This window comes from Lapidilactobacillus wuchangensis (assembly GCF_003946645.1).
Classification (GTDB): Bacteria; Bacillota; Bacilli; order Lactobacillales; family Lactobacillaceae; genus Lapidilactobacillus; species Lapidilactobacillus wuchangensis.
The window spans coordinates 35,967-53,954 of the sequence record NZ_RHOU01000007.1 but is presented as its reverse complement, the minus strand read 5'-3'; the positions used below and the strand labels follow the sequence as shown (position 1 = coordinate 53,954).

Here is a 17,988-nt window from a genome sequence, read left to right as displayed (position 1 = left end):
ACTAGTTGTTATTTCAGCTAGTCTTTTTTTATTGCGATCAATAGCACCATAACAAATGATGGTCACGATTATCCCATAATCATCTTCTCACTAATCAACAAAAAACCTATTAATTCAATTGACAGCGGTTACAGTCTGTGATAATTTAAAGATGTTCAGTTCCTAATATACTAATATATCAGTGGAAATTATTAAATGAGAGGAATTCGCAATGGTTAAATTAACAACAGATTATCAACAACAGGCGGCCGATTTTAAAGTGGCTGGAATCCAAGTGCCAAGTTATGTTCAGGCCCAAATGATGGCGACGACAGCGCAACAGCCAATTTGGGTTCACTTCGGTGGCGGCAATTTGTTCCGCTGTTTTCATGGGGAGATTGCCCAGAAATTATTGAACACTGGTGAGCTGACCAGTGGCGTGATTGTCGCTGAAACTTATGATGATCAGGTGATTGAGCAGATTTATCATCCCTATCAAAATCGGTTCTTACAAGTGGTGATGGCGCAAAATGGTCAACTTCAAAAAACGTTAATGGCCAGCGTGGCTGAAAGTATTTATTACAATCAGACTAATGCTGCTGGTTGGCAACGGTTGGCCGAAATCTTCGCTAATCCTTCATTACAAATGGTGACAATGTCCATTACTGAGAAGGGTTATGGCCTGACTGATAGTCATGGTGAATTAACGGCCGCTGCCAAACACGATATCAGTCAGCAACCTGATCAGGCTCAAACCAATATGGGTGCCATTGCTCGCTTATTATTGATTCGTTTCAATCAGGGCCAGTTACCCATTGCCATGGTCAGCACCGACAATTTCTCTGAGAATGGTCAACGATTCCAAGATGGTATTTTAACCATTGCTCGGGGTTGGGTGGCCAACCAACTAGCACCACAAGCTTTTGTAGATTATTTGTTGGATTCGCAAAAAGTTAGTTTTCCGTGGTCAATGATCGATCGCATCACCCCTAATCCTGCAGAAAAGGTTGCCCAACAGTTAGCTCAGGATGGCTTTGAGGATACGACGATTGTGCACACGGCGAAGCACACGAACATTGCGCCGTTTGGGAATGCGGAAGAAACGCATTATCTTGTGATTGAAGATAGTTTTCCTAACGGTCGTCCCGCGCTGGAGAAATCCGGAGTGATCATGACTGATCGAGCGACGGTTAATGACGCGGATCAAATGAAGGTTACTGCCTGCTTAAATCCGTTGCATACGGGCTTGGCCATTTTCGGTTGTTTGTTGGGCTATCAATCGATTGCGCAAGAAATGACTGATGCGGAATTGGTCGCCTTGACGAAGCAACTAGGCTATCAGGAAGACTTGCCAGTGGTCACCGATCCGAAGATTATTAATCCGCGCCAGTTTATTGACGAAGTGATTAATAAACGGCTCCCTAACGTCAACATTCCAGATACGCCCCAACGAATTGCCAGTGACACCTCGCAAAAGTTAGCGATTCGCTATGGCGTGACATTACAGCATTATTTGGACCAGCAGGCTGATTTGCAGCAGTTAGTGGCCATTCCTTTGATTATTGCCGGTTGGTTGCGTTACTTACTGGCAGTTGATGATAATGGCGCAGAATTTGCGCCAAGTCCTGATCCTCTATTGCCGGAACTCCAAGCAAAATTGGCGGCGATTCAAGTTGGCCAGAAAAATCCCGATTTAGCAGTAATTGCTGATATTCTCGCTAATCAGAACTTATTCGGCGTTGATCTAGTAGCGGCAGGCCTGACTGATAAAATTAAAGAATATTTTGTTGAAATGCTGGCTGGAAAGGGTGCTGTTCGCCAAACTATTCAACAAGCATTGGAGGAAAAATAATGACCGATTTGAAAATGGGTTTTCGCTGGTATGGCGAACAAGATGACCCAATTAAATTACAACAGATTCGCCAAATCCCCGGAACTACTCAAGTTGTGGGCGCCTTGTTCGATGTACCCGTCGGCGAGGTTTGGCCCAAAGAAAAAATTGCAGCCTTGAAGAACCAGGTTGAAGCAGCCGGTTTGAAGCTTGAAGTTATTGAATCAGTGAATATTCATGACGATATTAAGATTGGTCTGCCAACCCGTGATCGTTATATTGAGAACTATCAACAAACGATCCGTAATTTGGCCGAATATGGTATCAAAGTAATTTGTTACAATTTTATGCCGATTTTTGATTGGTTACGGACTGATTTACATTATCAATTAGCTGACGGTTCCAACGTCTTGGCTTTCGAGGCTGATAAATTGGCTGATGATCCTCAGGATATTATTGACCGAGTGAAGAATAACTCGCAAGGTTACGTTTTGCCAGGTTGGGAGCCAGAGCGGTTAGCAGAAATTCAACGGTTATTTAAAGCTTATGCTGATGTTGACGAGACGAAACTGGCTGCCAATATGAAGTATTTCTTAGATGCGATTATTCCAGTTTGCGAAGAATGCGACGTGCGCATGGCGATGCATCCCGATGACCCACCACGTTCATTATTCGGCCTACCAAGAATTTATAAAAACCGTGAAGATATGCTGAAAATCGAACAGATGCATGAATCGCGTTATAACGGCTTCACGATTTGCACTGGTAGCCTCGGCGAAAATCCCGAGAATGATGTGCCGGCAATTATTCGCGAATTCGTTGGGAAAGATCGGGCGCCATTTATTCATGCTCGTAACATTAAGTTTATGGAAAATGGCCGTGATTTCCATGAGGCTGACCACTTATCCAAAGACGGTTCCTTAGATATGTATGAAATTATGAAGGCCTTGCACGATTGCAATTTTGCTGGCTACATTCGTCCCGATCACGGCCGCAATATTTGGGGTGAAGATGGTCGCCCCGGCTATGGCCTATATGACCGCGCATTAGGGATCACTTATTTAAATGGCTTTTGGGAAGCACTGGAGAAGCAAAAATAGAAAAGTTAAAGAGGTTAGTCAATTGAGTTTTTTAGATAATAATTTTTTACTCGAAACTACATCTGCACAAAAGCTTTATCATGATTATGCAGCAAAAATGCCGATTATTGATTTTCATTGTCATTTGAATCCTGAAGAGATTTATGAAAACAAAAATTTTGCGAATATTACAAAAATTTGGCTCAATGAAGGTACTTATGGTGATCATTATAAGTGGCGTTTAATGCGAGCAAATGGTGTGCCAGAACAATTAATCACTGGTAATGGTTCTGATTATGACAAGTTTATGGCTTGGGCAGCAACTATTGAGAAATCAATGGGGAATCCCCTCTATGAATGGACTCATCTCGAACTCCGACGTTTCTTTGGGATTGATACTATTCTCAGTACGAAAACGGCGCCACAAATTTGGGAAAAAGCAAATGAACTTTTGCAAGCAGATTCTTTTAGACCACGAAATTTGATTAAGAACTCTCAAGTAAAAGTAATTTGTACAACTGATGATCCAGCCTCTGAGTTAAAGTACCATCAGTTATTGCAAAAGTCTGAAGTTGATGATCAGTTTAAAGTTTTACCGGCGATGCGTCCTGATAAGGCACTTCATATTGAAGCCAATGAATATGGTGATTACTTATTAGAATTAGCGAGAGTTTCTGGGATTGCAATTAAATCGTTCAATGATTTAATTGTCGCACTGAAACAACGATTTTCCTTCTTTAATACAATGGGCGGTCATTTATCGGATCATTCTTTAGAAACTTTTCATTTCGTTGAAGCGACAACTTCAGAATTGGACGAAATTGTTCAAAAAGGAATTGACAATGAAGTTTTAACCCCCAAGGAGCATAATCAATATGTAACCATGTTAATTGAGAATTTAATGAAGCTAAATAATGACTTCAATTGGACGATGCAGTTTCATCTGAATGCAGCTCGTAATTTAAATAAACCTCAGTTTGCCAAAATTGGTCCAGATACGGGGTTTGATGCAATGGGAGCGCAACCAGATATGGTTACTGAATTTCAAAAATTATTAGTTAAACTTTGTCAAGAAGGTTCAATTCCTAAAGTAATTGTCTATTCTTTGAATCCAAATGATTGGTTATCATTATTGACTGTAATGCAATCATTCCAAGGCAACGGAGAACAAAGACTGCAATTAGGTGCGGCTTGGTGGTTTAATGACACTGCTGAGGGTATGAATAGACAATTAACAACTTTTGCTGAACAAAGCTTACTAGCAAATTTTGTGGGCATGCTGACTGATTCGCGCAGCTTCTTGTCATATCCGCGCCATGAATATTTCCGACGTGTTCTTTGCAATTATTTCGGTCATTTAATTGAACAGGGCCGTGTTCCAGATGACTTTGAAACTATTGGACAAGAAATACAGGATATTAGTTTTAATAATGCCAAAAACTATTTTCAATTTTAAAGTGAATATCATCTTGAAGTTGTCAATTAAAAATAGATTAAAAAAGTACTTCACGCTAAGTGAGGTGCTTTTTTATTATGAATAATAGTTTGGTGTAATCGAAGTGGTATAACCAAGGTAATTGTCTTTAAATTTATTTTGGAGAAAGAAGTACTAATTTTTAATGTTTTTGTACTATTTTTCAAGTATTTTTAGAATTGTATATCATGTAACATGTAATTATAAGCGCTTACATATTATGCTATAGGGAGTGAGAAAATAGTAATGGATGAAGGACAATCAAAATTGATTAAATTGAAAACCACAAAAATGTTTGAATATTTGATCAATTTGAAAGATAGTACCGGTGAATTTACTTATCAGACAGCTGTCGGGCTTGTTGATGATAAAAGTTGGAATTCTTGGAATTGGCCTCAGGGTGTTGCACTGTATGGTCTCGCAAAAATATATCAATCTACAAAAAATGTTGAAATTTTGACGATAATTAAAAAATGGTTCAATGATAATTATCATTATCCAATTCCAGCTAGAGAGCTTAATGTCAATGGCATGATTCCAATTTTAACCTTAGCAACACTAAAGGATGAAATGTCTAATGAAATTCCAAATTTAGATGATTATTTGCAAGAATGGGCAGAATGGGCCATGACTAAATTAAGAAAAACGCCCTTTGGTGGATTTGAACATGATACTTTTGGATCAATTAATAAAAACCAGCTGTGGGATGATACCTTAGTTATGGCGGTGTTACCACTTGCAAAAATTGGAATGGTTCTTGACCGTTCACAATATGTTTCGGCAGCAATGAATCAGTTCGTTATTCATAGTAAGTTTTTAATGGAGCGCGATACTGGTCTGTGGTACCATGGCTGGAGTTTTGACCAAAAAAGTCATTTTTCCCCAGTTTTCTGGGGCCGAGGGAATGCTTGGATCTCAATCTTTATTCCAGAGTTTTTAGAAATTGCTGGCAATCAACTAAATGAATTTGAACGACAGTATTTACGAGATACTTTAAAATACCAAATTCAAGCGTTATTACCATTACAAACGCAAAATGGATTTTGGCGAACAGTGTTGGATGATGAGACATCTTATGAAGAAACATCTGCAACGGCCGGATTTCTGTACGGTATGCTCATGGCTCGAAAATTAAGAATTATTCAAGGATCAGCTTTAAATAAATCGATAGATATGGCCGTTACTGGCTTACTACATCAAGTTAAAGAAAATGGTCAATTGGGAAATGTATCTTCAGGAACACCTGTTGGAAATAATATTCAATTTTATAAGGATATTGCTATAACTGATATGCCATATGGGCAAGCTTTGGCAATTCTTGCATTGTCTCAATTTCAATAAATTTATTTGGAGGAAATAAAATGCTTAGTAAGTTAAAAAAAGCTTCGTTGGTGGTAGCAGCTGCGTTAACCTGTCTTACTCTTGTAGCCTGTGGAAAGAGTAGTAGTTCCAGTGATAAGAGTGATAAAGTCACGATTCGGTTTTCATGGTGGGGCAACGATGATCGTCATAAGGATACATTGAAAGCAATTAAGGCATTTGAGAAGAAGAATCCCGACATTAAAGTTAAGGCTGAATATAGTGGCTGGGACGGATTTGATCAGAAAATGGCGACTCAAGTTTCCGGTGGAACAGAAGCTGATGTCATGCAAATCAATTATGACTGGTACTTGAATTTCTCGCCAAATGGACAAGGGTTCGCAGATTTAAATAAATATAAAAACATTATTGATCTTTCAGGTTATTCTAAAGAAATATTAAAGGCCGGTAATATTGATGGAAAACTCAATGGTATTCCTCACGGAGAAAACACCCGAGTAATTGCGGTTAATAAGGATATTTTAAATAAATATGGCATTACAGAGTATCCAAAAACTTGGACGGGCTGGGAAAAAGTCGCAAAGACGCTACCTGATGATTACTATCCGATTGAATTCTCTAGTTTCTTAGACATTATTTGTTATATTACCCAAAAAACTGGTAAAACTTTTCTAAGTGAAGATGGCAAGATTAACTATAGTCAGCAAGATTTGCAAGATGGGTTTGACTGGTATCAACAGATGGTTGATAGTGGTGTGACACCTTCACGAAAATGGGTTATGGATACGATCGGACACGATTCAATTGCAACAACAAAAGAATTTTTGAATGGTAAATTGACCGGATTTTTTGATTGGACTGCCGTTCTCAATAGCTTTAGCACAAACTTGAAACAGACTGGTATGAAATTAGATATTCCACCATTCCCTGAAGTTGAAAACGCTAAGAGTGATGGTGCCATCAAGAAACCAACAATGTTGTTTTCAATTTCTAAGCATTCACAACATCCTAAAGAGGCAGCTAAGTTTTTAAACTTTATTTTGAATGATCCAGATGGTGTCAAGGCCATGGGAACTTCTCGCGGATTGCCAGTTAATACAAAAGCACAAGCCATTCTAGAAAAAAATGGTCAAGTTGATGATATTACTAAAAAAGCCATTAATTATAGTAAAAATACTACTGGTGTAATGGAAAGTAGATATATGGAGTTAAGTCAAATTGCAACTGCATACAACGATGTAACTGATAGTTTTGGCGTTGGCAAGATTAGTTCAAAGGAAGCAGCAAAAGAAATAATTACTAAAGTTAATGCTGCGGTTAAGCAAGTAAAGAGTAAGACAAACTAAGACTTAAACTCGATGAGTGTCAAAAGCAATTATCTGAGAACTCAACACTCTAAGAATTTATGGTGTTGAGTTTTTCATTCATTACGTTGGAGGCGAGTATTCTGAAAGCACGAAAAAATATGGGCTTATTATATTTATTGCCTTGGTTAATTGGAACTGCTGTTTTTACAGTGTATCCATTTATTAGTTCTTTATTTTATAGTTTTACTAATTATGATTTAATTTCAAAACCAAAGTTTATCGGTTTCGCTAATTACGTGGAAATGTTTACGACGGATCCAGATTTTATCAATTCACTAAAAGTGACGGTTGAATATACAGTTTTGACTGTGCCAATTCAATTAGCCTTTGCGCTATTTTTGGCCTTTATACTGAATTTCAAGTTGAAAGGTATTAATTTTTTTAGAACAGCTTATTATGTGCCATCTATTTTAGGTGGTAACGTCGCAGTAGCAATTTTGTGGAAATTCCTGTTTACCAAGGAAGGATTAATTAATCAAATGATTGAAGCTTTGGGGGGGAAAGGCGTTGGCTGGTTATCTTCCCCTAGCAATGCCATGTTTGTATTAGTAATCTTAGGCGTTTGGCAGTTTGGTTCTTCAATGGTGATTTTCTTGTCGGCATTGCAACAGATACCATTAGATCTGTATGAGGCGGCTCAAGTGGATGGCGCAAAAAAATGGACAATTTTCTTTAAAATTACTATTCCGCTAATTACACCAACAATCTTTTTCAATTTGGTAATGCAGTTGGTTAATAAATTACAAGAATTTAATGGTCCTTATTTAATTACAAATGGTGGGCCAACCAAATCGACCTATTTTACATCATTAATTATCTACGATAACGCATTTAAGAATTTTAGAATGGGTTATGCCAGTGCCATGTCATGGGTGCTTTTCACAATAATTGCAGCTTTAGCTTTAATCATTTTTAAGACATCAGATCGTTGGGTTTATTACTCAGACGGAGGTAATAATTAGTATGGACGCAGAATCTGTAAATAATAAAGTTCGTCGTAAACATACAATAAATGTTGTTTGGCGTTATGTGCTTTTGATAATTACTGCAGTGATCATGATTTATCCAATAATTTGGTTATTAGGGGCCTCTTTCAAAAGTAATGCTGAAATATTTGGCTCGATTGGCTTTTTGCCTAAACATATTGATTGGAGTTCATACGTTAAGGGATGGAAGACTGGTACGGAATATACGTTTACGACTTACTTTTTGAACTCTTTTAAAATAGTGATTCCTAAAGTTATTTTTACCGTAATAAGTTGTACGTTGACAGCTTATGCGTTTACTAGATTTGATTTTCCAGGAAAGAAGTTTTTCTTTGGAATTGTTATTTCAACATTATTTTTACCAGCCGTAGTTACTAGAATTCCTTTATATATCATGTGGCGTAATTTCCATCTGCTTGATTCTTACGTACCATTAATTTTGCCAACTTTATTTGCACAAGAATCTTTCTTTGTATTTATGTTGGTTCAGTTTATGCGTGGAATTCCCAAGGAGTATGATGAGGCTGCAATTATAGATGGCTGTAATTCCTTCCAAATTCTAATTAAGATTTTAGTTCCTATGATGAAACCAGCAATTATTACGGTGGTATTGTTTCAGTTTATTTGGTCAATGAATGATTTCCTACAACCGTTGATATATCTTTCAAGTGTTTCCAAGTTTCCAGTTGCAATTGCACTCAAGATGGCTACTGATGCATCATCGGGATTTGTACCATGGAATCAAACAATCGCAATGTCGTTAATTGCTCTTTTACCATCACTTATTTTGTTCTTTTCAGCTTCGAAAAGCTTTGTTGATGGTATGTCTGCCGGTGGGATTAAAGGATAAATCTTATGCTGAATAAATTGTTGGCACCATTTGGTTTTCAGTCAATTCATAAAATAATTAATAACTTCTATGAATTGTTCAAGCTTAGTTTAATCTTTACCTTGTTTAATATTCCTTGGATTGTTTTAAATATCGCGTTTAAATTTACGCCGGTAACTGGGATTATCTACGGAATTGTCAGTTTGATTCTATACCCAAATATTAAGGCATTATTTTACGGCATGCATCGTGTCCTAAATTTTGCTGATCAATACACGTTTATCCAATATATAAAAATATTTTTAACAACTTGGCGACAATTAACTGCAAAATTTTGTTGGTACTCTGTGGGAATTAATAGTGTACTATCAATTTACTTTATTGAATTCAGTCTGATTATCAAATCGCCAGCATTGAAATTTATGATTATTCCATTCATCATTATCGGAATTTTTATGATGGCAACATTCGTACTTTTTTTATTGATAACCGCTATAAATGATGGGACTGAAGAAATGGGTACAATGCTTAAACTGGCAGTTTTTCTAAGCTGGCGCAATTTGTTTAGTGCGATGATTTTAGCATTGCTATTAATGTTGTGGCTTAGTTTAGGATACTATGCACCCATTGTTAATTTGTTATTTGGAAATGAACTCGTATTCTGGCTTGTATATAAGTTTCTTTATTTAAGAATAAGTCGATTAATTCAACGCGATAAAAATTGAAAACGGAGGCACGACTTTAATGGCCAATTTTATTATTTCAGGATTTGCTGATGAAATATCAACTGATCTAAATGAACAGATTCAAGTTTTACAAGCAAATAATATTCACCATATTGAATTGCGAGGGATTGGTAGTAAAAATGTCAGTCAATTCACTTTTGATGAAGCTAAAAAGTATAAAAAGCAACTGGATGATCAAAACATTTCCGTTTCTAGTATCGGATCGCCCATTGGTAAAATCGGCATTAATGACAGCTTTACGCCACACTTGAATCTTTTTCGCCATGTACTTGAAATCGCCAAGATTTTTCGGGCACCTTATGTCAGAATGTTTAGTTTTTATATTCCCCAAGATGAACCTGCGGATAAGTATAAAGATGAAGTGATCAAGCGATGGCAAGCATTTATGGAAATTGCTCGCGAATATCCTGAAGTAACCTTATTGCACGAAAATGAAAAAGAAATATTTGGAGATACTCCGGAACGTTGCTTATTTTTAGTAGAAACAATAAATTCACCACAACTAAGAATCGCATTCGATCCTGCCAATTTTGTGCAATGTGGTGTCGACGTATATTCAAGAGCATTTCAACTTTTGGAGCCGTACATTGATTATCTTCATATTAAGGATGCAAATAAAATTGATGGTGGAGTCGTCCCCGCTGGTTATGGAGATGGGGAAGTGGCAAAGGTCTTAGAGTCTCTTATTAACGAAAATTATAACGGTTATTTGTCAATTGAACCTCATTTAGCAACTTTTTCTGGGTATGAAAATTTGGAGCATGGGTCAGTATCATTGACTAATACTGGAAAGAATAATGGTGCGCGAACATTTACAATCGCAAGTAACGCTTTAAGAAAGATACTAATTGATCAGTTACGTCAGGAATGGCATTAATCGCGGAGGAAACCAGATGAAAGAACTCAAAATTGCAATTATTGGTGTCGGTAACATAGGCAATCTTCATGCCGGATATTTATCAGCGGGAAAAATTAAGAGTGCAAAGTTAGTTGCTCTCTGTGATACGAATCCTAATAAATTGAAGTTAGCTAAGGAAAAGTATGGTAAAGAATATCAATATTTTGATAATGATGATGATGTATTAGCTGACCGTATCATTGACGCGGTTATTATCGCTACACCACATTTCGCACACCCTAAGATTGCGGCGGCGGCTATTAAGGCAGGTAAACATGTTCTTAGTGAGAAACCTGCCGGTGTTTATACGAAGGCGGTGCGTGAAGCGATTGATATTTCTAAAGAACATCCTGAACTAACATATGCATTAATGTATAACCAGAGGATGAATCCAGTTTATCAAAAGGCAAAGCAACTTGTTGAAGATGGTGAAATTGGTGAATTACGAAGAACCAATTGGATTATCACCAATTGGTATCGCTCTCAAAGTTACTATGATTCTGGTGATTGGCGGGCAACTTGGGCTGGTGAAGGCGGTGGCGTGTTATTAAATCAAGATCCACACCAACTGGATTTGTGGCAGTGGATTTGTGGCATGCCCAGTAGAATTATGGGTTTTGCATATTTTGGCAAACATCGTAATGTCGAAGTGGAAACAGAAGTGACGGCATATGCTGAATATGCAAATGGGGCCACCGGCGTATTTGTAACGACCACAACTGAGACTCCTGGAACAAATCGGTTTGAGATTATCGGCTCTAAGGGAAAAATCGTCATTGAAGATGAGCGCCTGAAGTTTTGGCAATTACAAACTGATGAGCGAGATTGGAATAGAGAATATACGGGTGGATTTGGAGAACCAGAAGCATGGAAAATAGATATACCTGTTATCTTCGACGGAACAACCGGCCATCAAAAAATTGTCCAGAACTTTGTCAATCATATTTTATTCGGTGAAGAATTATTAAGTCCTGCCAGTGATGGAATTTATGGCCTATCAATTTCAAATGCAATTTATTTATCAACCTGGGAAGGCCAGCAATGGATTGATCTGCCTATTGACGAAGATCGGTTCTTAAAACACTTGGAGGATCATATTGCTAATTCACAAGTGAAAAAGACTGAAAGCAGGATTTTAAATACGAAAAACACATATTAATATGGGAAGTTGTTAAAAATGAATTTCGGAATAATTGGATGTGGCTCAATTGCTGCTGTGCATGCGGAAGCAATTAAGAATATAAAAAATGCCAATCTAGTGGCTTGTTGTGATATCGATATAGATAAAGGTAAATATTTTGCGAGAACCCATTTTTGCCGATTTTATGCTTCATTCCAGGAGCTGTTACATGATGATACTATCGATGTTGTCACGATTGCCACGCCTCATTTTTTACACGCCAAAATGGCAATTATGGCGCTGAATAATAAAAAGAATGTCATCTGTGAAAAACCTATGGCCATTAATATGGCCGAAGCCCAAATGGTTGTTGCGGCCATACAGAACAGTGATTGTCAGTACACTGTTTGTTATCAAAATAGGTTTAATCCGGCAATGATTGAACTGAAAAGGGAAATATTAAATAATCAATTTGGTAAATTGCGCGGGGTTAGTGGCATCGTAACGTGGCATCGTGATGCAAACTATTATAACTCGACAAATTGGAAGGGACGTTGGTCCACTGAAGGCGGCGGCGTTTTGATAAATCAAGCCATTCATACGATTGATGAAATTTATTGGTTGGCCGGGATGCCAGTGAAAATTAAAGGAAAAATAATGACGGCTTCCCTCGATGATACGATTGAAGTGGAAGATTCAGCAATGGCCACGGGAATACTCCCTAATAACATTCCAATTGTTATTTTTGCGAGCAATGACTATTCGTCTGATCCACAACCTCAAATGTTGTTTGATTTCGAATTAGCAAAAATTAAATTATCTGCCAATTCACTTTATATTAACGATGAACCTGTACTAATAAATAAACAGAAGCCTACAGTAGGCAAGAATTATTGGGGAATTGGCCACCAAAAATTATTTGAGACATTTCTTGATAAGATAGTAGGTCATACTAATGCATTAACGAGTTATCTACCTTGTATTGATGCTGCGCGGTCTTTAGAGATTGTAAGAGCAATATATGAATCTGATCGAACGAATTCTTGGGTAAAATTAAATAATTATGTAGGTGAAAATAATTGTTAAAAAAAGAATATCCACAACCACAATTTCAAAGAGATTCTTGGCAAAATTTAAATGGAGAATGGAATTTTTGTTTTGATGATCAAAATGTTGGTTTGGAAGATGGTTGGTCTGAACAAAGTGATATCTTTCAATCCAAGATAAATGTTCCCTTTGTCTATCAAAGTAAACTTAGTGGCCTTGAAGTTCGGAATGTACACGATGTTGTTTGGTACCAACGAACATTTTCGATTAATAAAAAATCGGAAAAAGAATATTTATTACATTTTGGCGCGGTTGATTATTCAGCTAGTATTTTTGTTAATGGTCAGTTAGTGGAAAAACATGATGGTGGCGAAACAAGCTTTGCTGTTAATATTACTACTGCTGTTACTAGCGGAACCAATAACCTAGTGGTGCGGGTCGAGGATTATCATCAAGATGAAAGTATTCCACGAGGCAAGCAGTCATGGGAAGAGCCGCCGACAGCTATTTGGTATACGAATACAACGGGTATTTGGCAGACCGTTTGGCTTGAAGAAGTTGCTGTAACACATATTAAAAAACTTTTTATTACACCCAATTTTGATGATGGCACTGTTCAAATTAAAATACACTTAAGTAATTTTCAATCTGGGTTGAAAATAAAATATGCAATTAGCATGAAAGAAGAACAGGACTTTATCGGTACAATAAATGCTAATCAAGCCGTAATGACTGTCAATGTTGATCTTTTTCAGAACCATATTTTTCGAACAAGCTATCATCGTCCCGGATGGTCTTGGACGCCAGAACACCCTAATTTATTTGATTTAAAACTAGTACTTGTTGATGGTACTGAGGAACTGGATAAAGTCTCAAGTTATTTTGGTATGAGGAAGATAAGCCAAAAAAATGGTATGGTCTATTTGAATAATCAACCTTATTATCAAAAACTTGTCCTTGATCAGGGCTATTGGCCAGATGGATTATTAACGGCTCCCAGCGATGAGGCCTTTATTAAAGATATACAACTAGCGAAAAGCATGGGATTTAATGGTTGTCGCAAGCATCAGAAAGTGGAGGATCCAAGATTTTTATATTGGGCAGATCGCCTAGGATTCTTAGTATGGGAGGAGTGTGCATCGTTTCCATCTTATACAAATGATGCTGCCACGCGGTTAATAAACGTCTGGAATCAAATAGTTGATCGTGATTATAATCATCCTAGTATCGTGACGTGGGTACCATTAAATGAGAGTTGGGGTGTTCCTAATATCCAAAGAAATCGACAACAACAGCATTTCTCACAGGCACTTTTCCATCAAATTAAAAGCTTAGATTCAACGCGTTTAGTTATTTCAAATGATGGTTGGAGTCAGACAGAGACAGACCTTTGTACGATTCATAATTATGCCCATGGAAAAGTGGGGGAAGCGGAACAACAACTTGAATTTAAGAAGACGTTAAGTGATTTAAACCAATTACTCAGTTACTACCCGGCTGGGAAACGAATTTATGCAGATGGTTTTCATTGGCAAGGAGAGCCATTTATCTTAAGTGAGTTTGGTGGTATTAGCTATCAAAAGAGTCAACAACAAGGCTGGGGATATACAGCTGTTCATAGTGAAGAAGATTTTCTACATGAATATGAGCGGCTACTCAAGGATATATATAGTTCAGAGATACTGTGGGGCTTTTGTTATACTCAGTTAACCGATGTAGAGCAAGAAATTAACGGCCTTTTAACTTATGACCGGCAATTGAAGGTCCCGCTTGAAAGAATAAGGGCAATTAATAATCAATATCATTTATCGACAATTCAAATTAATAACCAATGTGAAGTCAAATAAAAATAATGAACTCGTTAAATCTAATATAGATAAAACGAGTTTTTTTGAATTTACTCAAATCAAAATGTAAGCGTTTTGATATAATTAAACTATTATGGGTCTTGTCTAAATAATGAATCATGCAAAAGTGTAGGATTAAAAATGCAATGGATAAATAATACAAAAATAAGTAAGAAATTTGCAGTGCTGTCGTTAAAGACGAAATTACGAATGTTATTTTATGGCCTAATAACTATCGTAACAATATTATTAATTGGCGTTGGTAGTGTTTTGGTTTCGATGGTTGCTCAGGAAACTTATAAGAGTAATCGCGATCAATTAGCGGTTTTATCTAACGACATAAAGAATAGTTTCTCTCGAGTTGAAGAGCTAATAACGGCTTTTCACCAGGATACAAGACTACAAGAGCAATTGGAATCAGTGAATCACGCTGGGATATCTCAAAATGAAAAATATAAGACGCTATTTAATATAGATCGAGAAATGGGTTGGTTAGTTGCAAGTTCTAAAGTAAACTCATGGGTTCTCTTTGACCAAAATAAGCAAGTTTTATTAGGAAATAAGGAGCAACTAGATCAATATATTGGTGAATATAAAATTAAGAATTATTTGGGCAGTATCAAAAATGATTCAGAAGAAGGCGCTTGGTTTTTTGACAAAACGAGTCATAAGGCCGTCTTTGTTCATAATCTTTTTGATACACGAAAATTGATTATGCGCCCCATTGGCGTACTAGTGTTTACGGTAGATCTGAATTATATTGATGATTTTATGCGTGATTCTGGCATTTTCTCGAATGAAGACTTTTTAGTCATAAGTAATGAAGAACAAAGTTATTCAACAATACCAAGCAGATTGGTAACTGCTGAAAGAGCACTTCAAAATAAATCGACTAAGGATTATAAGTTCATACACATCTATCATCACAGATATTATGTCCTTTCCGATTTAATTACGATTGCTAATAGGTCATTTGTTATTAATTACTTTATTTTGAATCGTTTGATAATTGCAAAAATAATAATTGTTACCATTATTTTGCTTTTAATAATTTTTTTGATCATTGTGCTTTGCATATATGCAGCTAATTATTTTTTGAATCGTCTCATTACACCGATAAATGTTTTAGCTGACAATATGCAACTTTTTAGTAATTCTAAGAATTTGGATGTTCTACACGATCAAATTGTTAAACTTCCCGGAGTCAAGCGACGGGATGAAATTGGTTCTTTGTATAAGAGTTTTGAGCGATTACTTGACGAAATAGATCGATTAGTTATTAAAGACTATCAGTCACAAGTATTGACACAGGAAATGGAAAACAAATATTTAATGGCACAAATTGATCCTCATTTTTTATACAACACTTTAAATTCAATTAATTGGATTGCTTTAAATCATGAAGATGAGGAAGTTTCACAAGTAGTCACTTCATTAGCATTTTTACTACGTGAAAAAGCAAATCCGAAGGTACAATATAATTCAATTGTAGATGAATTAAATATCGTTCAAGCCTATATTAAAATTCAGAGTATCAGATTTGGCGAACGACTTGTTTTTAAAGTTAATTTGCCCGGGAGTACTACTCTAGAAAATATTCAAATACCGAAACTAACGATTCAGCCAATTGTTGAAAATGCGGTTAAATATGGTGTTGAGAAGTCGGATCGTCCAGTCAAAATTACGATTAGGGTTAGATTGGTAAAACAAAAATTAATAATAAAGGTATTCAACGATGGTGAGGGATTTGATCCGCGTAATGTTACATCGGAATCAACAGGAGTAGGAATTCACAATATTTCATCAAGACTAAAGCTTTTGTACGGTGATAAAGCGGGTATTAGTATTCAATCCGCACCGCATGAAGTAACAAATGTGTTAATTTGGTTACCAATAGTTAGAAAGGATAATTCAAATGAACAGTGAGCCCAGATTAATCATCATTGATGACGAACGACTAAATGCCAACGGGATTGAAATGATCATTAGACGAAGTAATCTGCCGGTTAATATTTGTGATGTTTTTTATTCAAGTAGTTCGGCATTGAAATATTTATCAGAAAATCAAGTTGATATCATTTTAACTGATATAAAAATGCCCAAAATTAGTGGATTGCAGCTCTTAGGTGAATTAAAAAAGAGAAGTATCACTGCAGAAGTAATAGTATTCACCGGTTATGGTAGCCTGACTTACGCACAAGAAGCTATGAACTATGGTGTGAAATACTTTATTGAAAAACCAGTGTTGCCTTCAATGTTATGCCACAGCATTGAAGAATGTATCAAGGATTGGCAGCAACATACGATTGAAAGAGAATTAAAACTAAAAGAAATACTTGAGAATGTTCTTTTTGATGAGTGCCAGAAGGTAAGTATTAGGATTCCATCGTTTGATTTGCTTGTTTTTTCGGAATTAAAATTTTCCAAATTGCATGATTTAATTGATGACTACTTGAATAAAAATAATTACAAATATTGTCGCATTAATCGTTCTGGTAATGTTTTATACTGTTTGTTTACAAGAATAGATTATGGCGTTTTATTTCGAAAAATAGCAAATAATATTCATGGTGAACCAATTGCAATTTCATTTTATACGGATACGACTATCAGTAACATTAAGAATAAATTTTTAATGAGTAAAAGAATAACCAACTTTGATTTTTATTTACAACACCCTAAAATGTTTGTGAATGAGATTATCGATGAAGAAGTCAAGCAGACAAAGTTATTTACACAATTGTATCTTCAACTGAAAAGAAGTATGGCTGGTCAAGGACTGCATGATATAAGCTATCTGTTTACTGCTTTTGGAGATAAATGCTGTGAGTGTGGTATCGAACCAAATATATTTAGAAGAAACCTTGAAAGACAGCTATATAATCAGATGATTAAGGCCGACTTACCAAAAGATCTGATAGCAGAATTAACTAAAGAAGTATTAGGTACGAAGGATATTACAAGTGTAATAATCGTCGTCAAAAGGGCTATGAAAGAATTGAGTGATCTTAATAATAGCCAACTTCAGAAAGTCGATATTGTTGGGAACTTGAATACGATTATTCGTGAACAATATGGATTTAGCGATTTATCGTTAAAATGGATTTCAAATAATCTTTTATTTTTAAATGCGGATTATTTAGGAAAGAAGTATTTGCAGATTTCTGGTGAAAAGTTTTCAAATGTTTTGTTACGAGTAAGAATGCAAAATGCTGCGGAATTATTACAGAAAAATTATAAGATTTATGAAGTTGCGGTGTTAGTTGGGTTTGAAAATAATCCAGATTATTTTAGTCAGCAGTTCAAACGCTTTTTCCACTTAACTCCCCATCAGTATTGTAATAATTTAAAAAATCGCCAACCATCTAAATTAAACTAATGATTAGAAAATCTATTTGATTACTAGATAATACATTCTAAAACTTTTGATATTTATCAATAATATTAATGTACGGCTACCGTTCA

The 17,988-nt window shown here is 36.1% G+C and carries 14 protein-coding genes; all 14 read left to right on the top strand.

Translation table 11 applies throughout. From position 1 onward, the window contains the following. The first annotated feature begins 211 nt into the window (after positions 1-211). The 14 genes from EKM82_RS07155 to EKM82_RS07090 all read left to right on the top strand — a co-directional run bounded on the left by EKM82_RS07155 (position 212) and on the right by EKM82_RS07090 (position 17,902). Positions 212-1,831: a mannitol dehydrogenase family protein gene (locus tag EKM82_RS07155; protein ID WP_125767616.1), complete on the top strand. Its 1,620-nt coding sequence runs from the start codon at positions 212-214 to the stop codon at positions 1,829-1,831. After that, positions 1,831-2,910 (top strand): mannonate dehydratase, encoded by a 1,080-nt coding sequence (gene uxuA / locus EKM82_RS07150; protein WP_125767615.1) that lies wholly within the window; start codon positions 1,831-1,833, stop codon positions 2,908-2,910. Before EKM82_RS07155 ends, uxuA begins: the two co-directional genes overlap by 1 nt. Before the next feature lie 22 nt (positions 2,911-2,932). Beyond that, the gene (gene uxaC / locus EKM82_RS07145) at positions 2,933-4,345 is read left to right on the top strand and encodes a glucuronate isomerase (protein ID WP_125767669.1); all 1,413 of its coding nucleotides are present in this window, start codon (positions 2,933-2,935) and stop codon (positions 4,343-4,345) included. A 264-nt stretch (positions 4,346-4,609) separates the two neighbouring features. Further along, positions 4,610-5,704 carry a glycoside hydrolase family 88/105 protein gene (locus tag EKM82_RS07140; RefSeq protein ID WP_125767614.1) on the top strand — a complete coding sequence of 365 codons (1,095 nt, stop codon included), beginning with the start codon at positions 4,610-4,612 and terminating at the stop codon, positions 5,702-5,704. A gap of 20 nt (positions 5,705-5,724) precedes the next feature. Then, positions 5,725-7,029 (top strand): ABC transporter substrate-binding protein, encoded by a 1,305-nt coding sequence (locus tag EKM82_RS07135; RefSeq protein WP_125767613.1) that lies wholly within the window; start codon positions 5,725-5,727, stop codon positions 7,027-7,029. 119 nt (positions 7,030-7,148) lie between these two features. Then, positions 7,149-8,012, top strand: a complete 864-nt coding sequence (locus EKM82_RS07130) for a carbohydrate ABC transporter permease (protein ID WP_125767612.1) — start codon at positions 7,149-7,151, stop codon at positions 8,010-8,012. 1 nt (position 8,013) lies between these two features. After that, entirely contained in the window at positions 8,014-8,886 is an 873-nt protein-coding gene (locus EKM82_RS07125; protein WP_125767611.1) for a carbohydrate ABC transporter permease, read from the top strand. A gap of 5 nt (positions 8,887-8,891) precedes the next feature. Further along, positions 8,892-9,590: a hypothetical protein gene (locus EKM82_RS07120; protein ID WP_125767610.1), complete on the top strand. Its 699-nt coding sequence runs from the start codon at positions 8,892-8,894 to the stop codon at positions 9,588-9,590. Between the two features lie 19 nt (positions 9,591-9,609). Next, entirely contained in the window at positions 9,610-10,488 is an 879-nt protein-coding gene (locus EKM82_RS07115; protein ID WP_125767609.1) for a sugar phosphate isomerase/epimerase family protein, read from the top strand. Positions 10,489-10,504: 16 nt separating this feature from the next. Further along, the gene (locus EKM82_RS07110; RefSeq protein ID WP_125767608.1) at positions 10,505-11,668 is read left to right on the top strand and encodes a Gfo/Idh/MocA family protein; all 1,164 of its coding nucleotides are present in this window, start codon (positions 10,505-10,507) and stop codon (positions 11,666-11,668) included. Positions 11,669-11,686: 18 nt separating this feature from the next. Next, positions 11,687-12,715, top strand: a complete 1,029-nt coding sequence (locus EKM82_RS07105) for a Gfo/Idh/MocA family protein (RefSeq protein ID WP_125767607.1) — start codon at positions 11,687-11,689, stop codon at positions 12,713-12,715. Further along, a complete protein-coding gene (locus EKM82_RS07100; protein WP_125767606.1) occupies positions 12,709-14,523 on the top strand; it encodes a glycoside hydrolase family 2 protein in 1,815 nt (604 codons plus the stop codon). The genes EKM82_RS07105 and EKM82_RS07100 overlap by 7 nt, the downstream gene beginning before the upstream one ends. A gap of 141 nt (positions 14,524-14,664) precedes the next feature. Continuing rightward, a complete protein-coding gene (locus EKM82_RS07095; protein ID WP_125767605.1) occupies positions 14,665-16,449 on the top strand; it encodes a sensor histidine kinase in 1,785 nt (594 codons plus the stop codon). Next, positions 16,439-17,902: a response regulator transcription factor gene (locus EKM82_RS07090; RefSeq protein WP_125767604.1), complete on the top strand. Its 1,464-nt coding sequence runs from the start codon at positions 16,439-16,441 to the stop codon at positions 17,900-17,902. The genes EKM82_RS07095 and EKM82_RS07090 overlap by 11 nt, the downstream gene beginning before the upstream one ends. The last annotated feature ends 86 nt before the right edge of the window (positions 17,903-17,988 follow it).

Excerpts from the sequence above, each read along its gene's own strand:
- EKM82_RS07090 (WP_125767604.1), top strand. The coding sequence starts at position 16,439 with ATGAACAGTGAGCCCAGATTAATCATCATTGATGACGAACGACTAAAT.
- EKM82_RS07125 (WP_125767611.1), top strand. The coding sequence starts at position 8,014 with ATGGACGCAGAATCTGTAAATAATAAAGTTCGTCGTAAACATACAATA.
- EKM82_RS07110 (WP_125767608.1), top strand. The coding sequence starts at position 10,505 with ATGAAAGAACTCAAAATTGCAATTATTGGTGTCGGTAACATAGGCAAT.
- EKM82_RS07095 (WP_125767605.1), top strand. The coding sequence starts at position 14,665 with ATGCAATGGATAAATAATACAAAAATAAGTAAGAAATTTGCAGTGCTG.
- uxuA (WP_125767615.1), top strand. The coding sequence starts at position 1,831 with ATGACCGATTTGAAAATGGGTTTTCGCTGGTATGGCGAACAAGATGAC.
- EKM82_RS07130 (WP_125767612.1), top strand. The coding sequence starts at position 7,149 with ATGGGCTTATTATATTTATTGCCTTGGTTAATTGGAACTGCTGTTTTT.
- EKM82_RS07120 (WP_125767610.1), top strand. The coding sequence starts at position 8,892 with ATGCTGAATAAATTGTTGGCACCATTTGGTTTTCAGTCAATTCATAAA.
- EKM82_RS07105 (WP_125767607.1), top strand. The coding sequence starts at position 11,687 with ATGAATTTCGGAATAATTGGATGTGGCTCAATTGCTGCTGTGCATGCG.
- EKM82_RS07140 (WP_125767614.1), top strand. The coding sequence starts at position 4,610 with ATGGATGAAGGACAATCAAAATTGATTAAATTGAAAACCACAAAAATG.
- EKM82_RS07155 (WP_125767616.1), top strand. The coding sequence starts at position 212 with ATGGTTAAATTAACAACAGATTATCAACAACAGGCGGCCGATTTTAAA.
- EKM82_RS07115 (WP_125767609.1), top strand. The coding sequence starts at position 9,610 with ATGGCCAATTTTATTATTTCAGGATTTGCTGATGAAATATCAACTGAT.
- EKM82_RS07135 (WP_125767613.1), top strand. The coding sequence starts at position 5,725 with ATGCTTAGTAAGTTAAAAAAAGCTTCGTTGGTGGTAGCAGCTGCGTTA.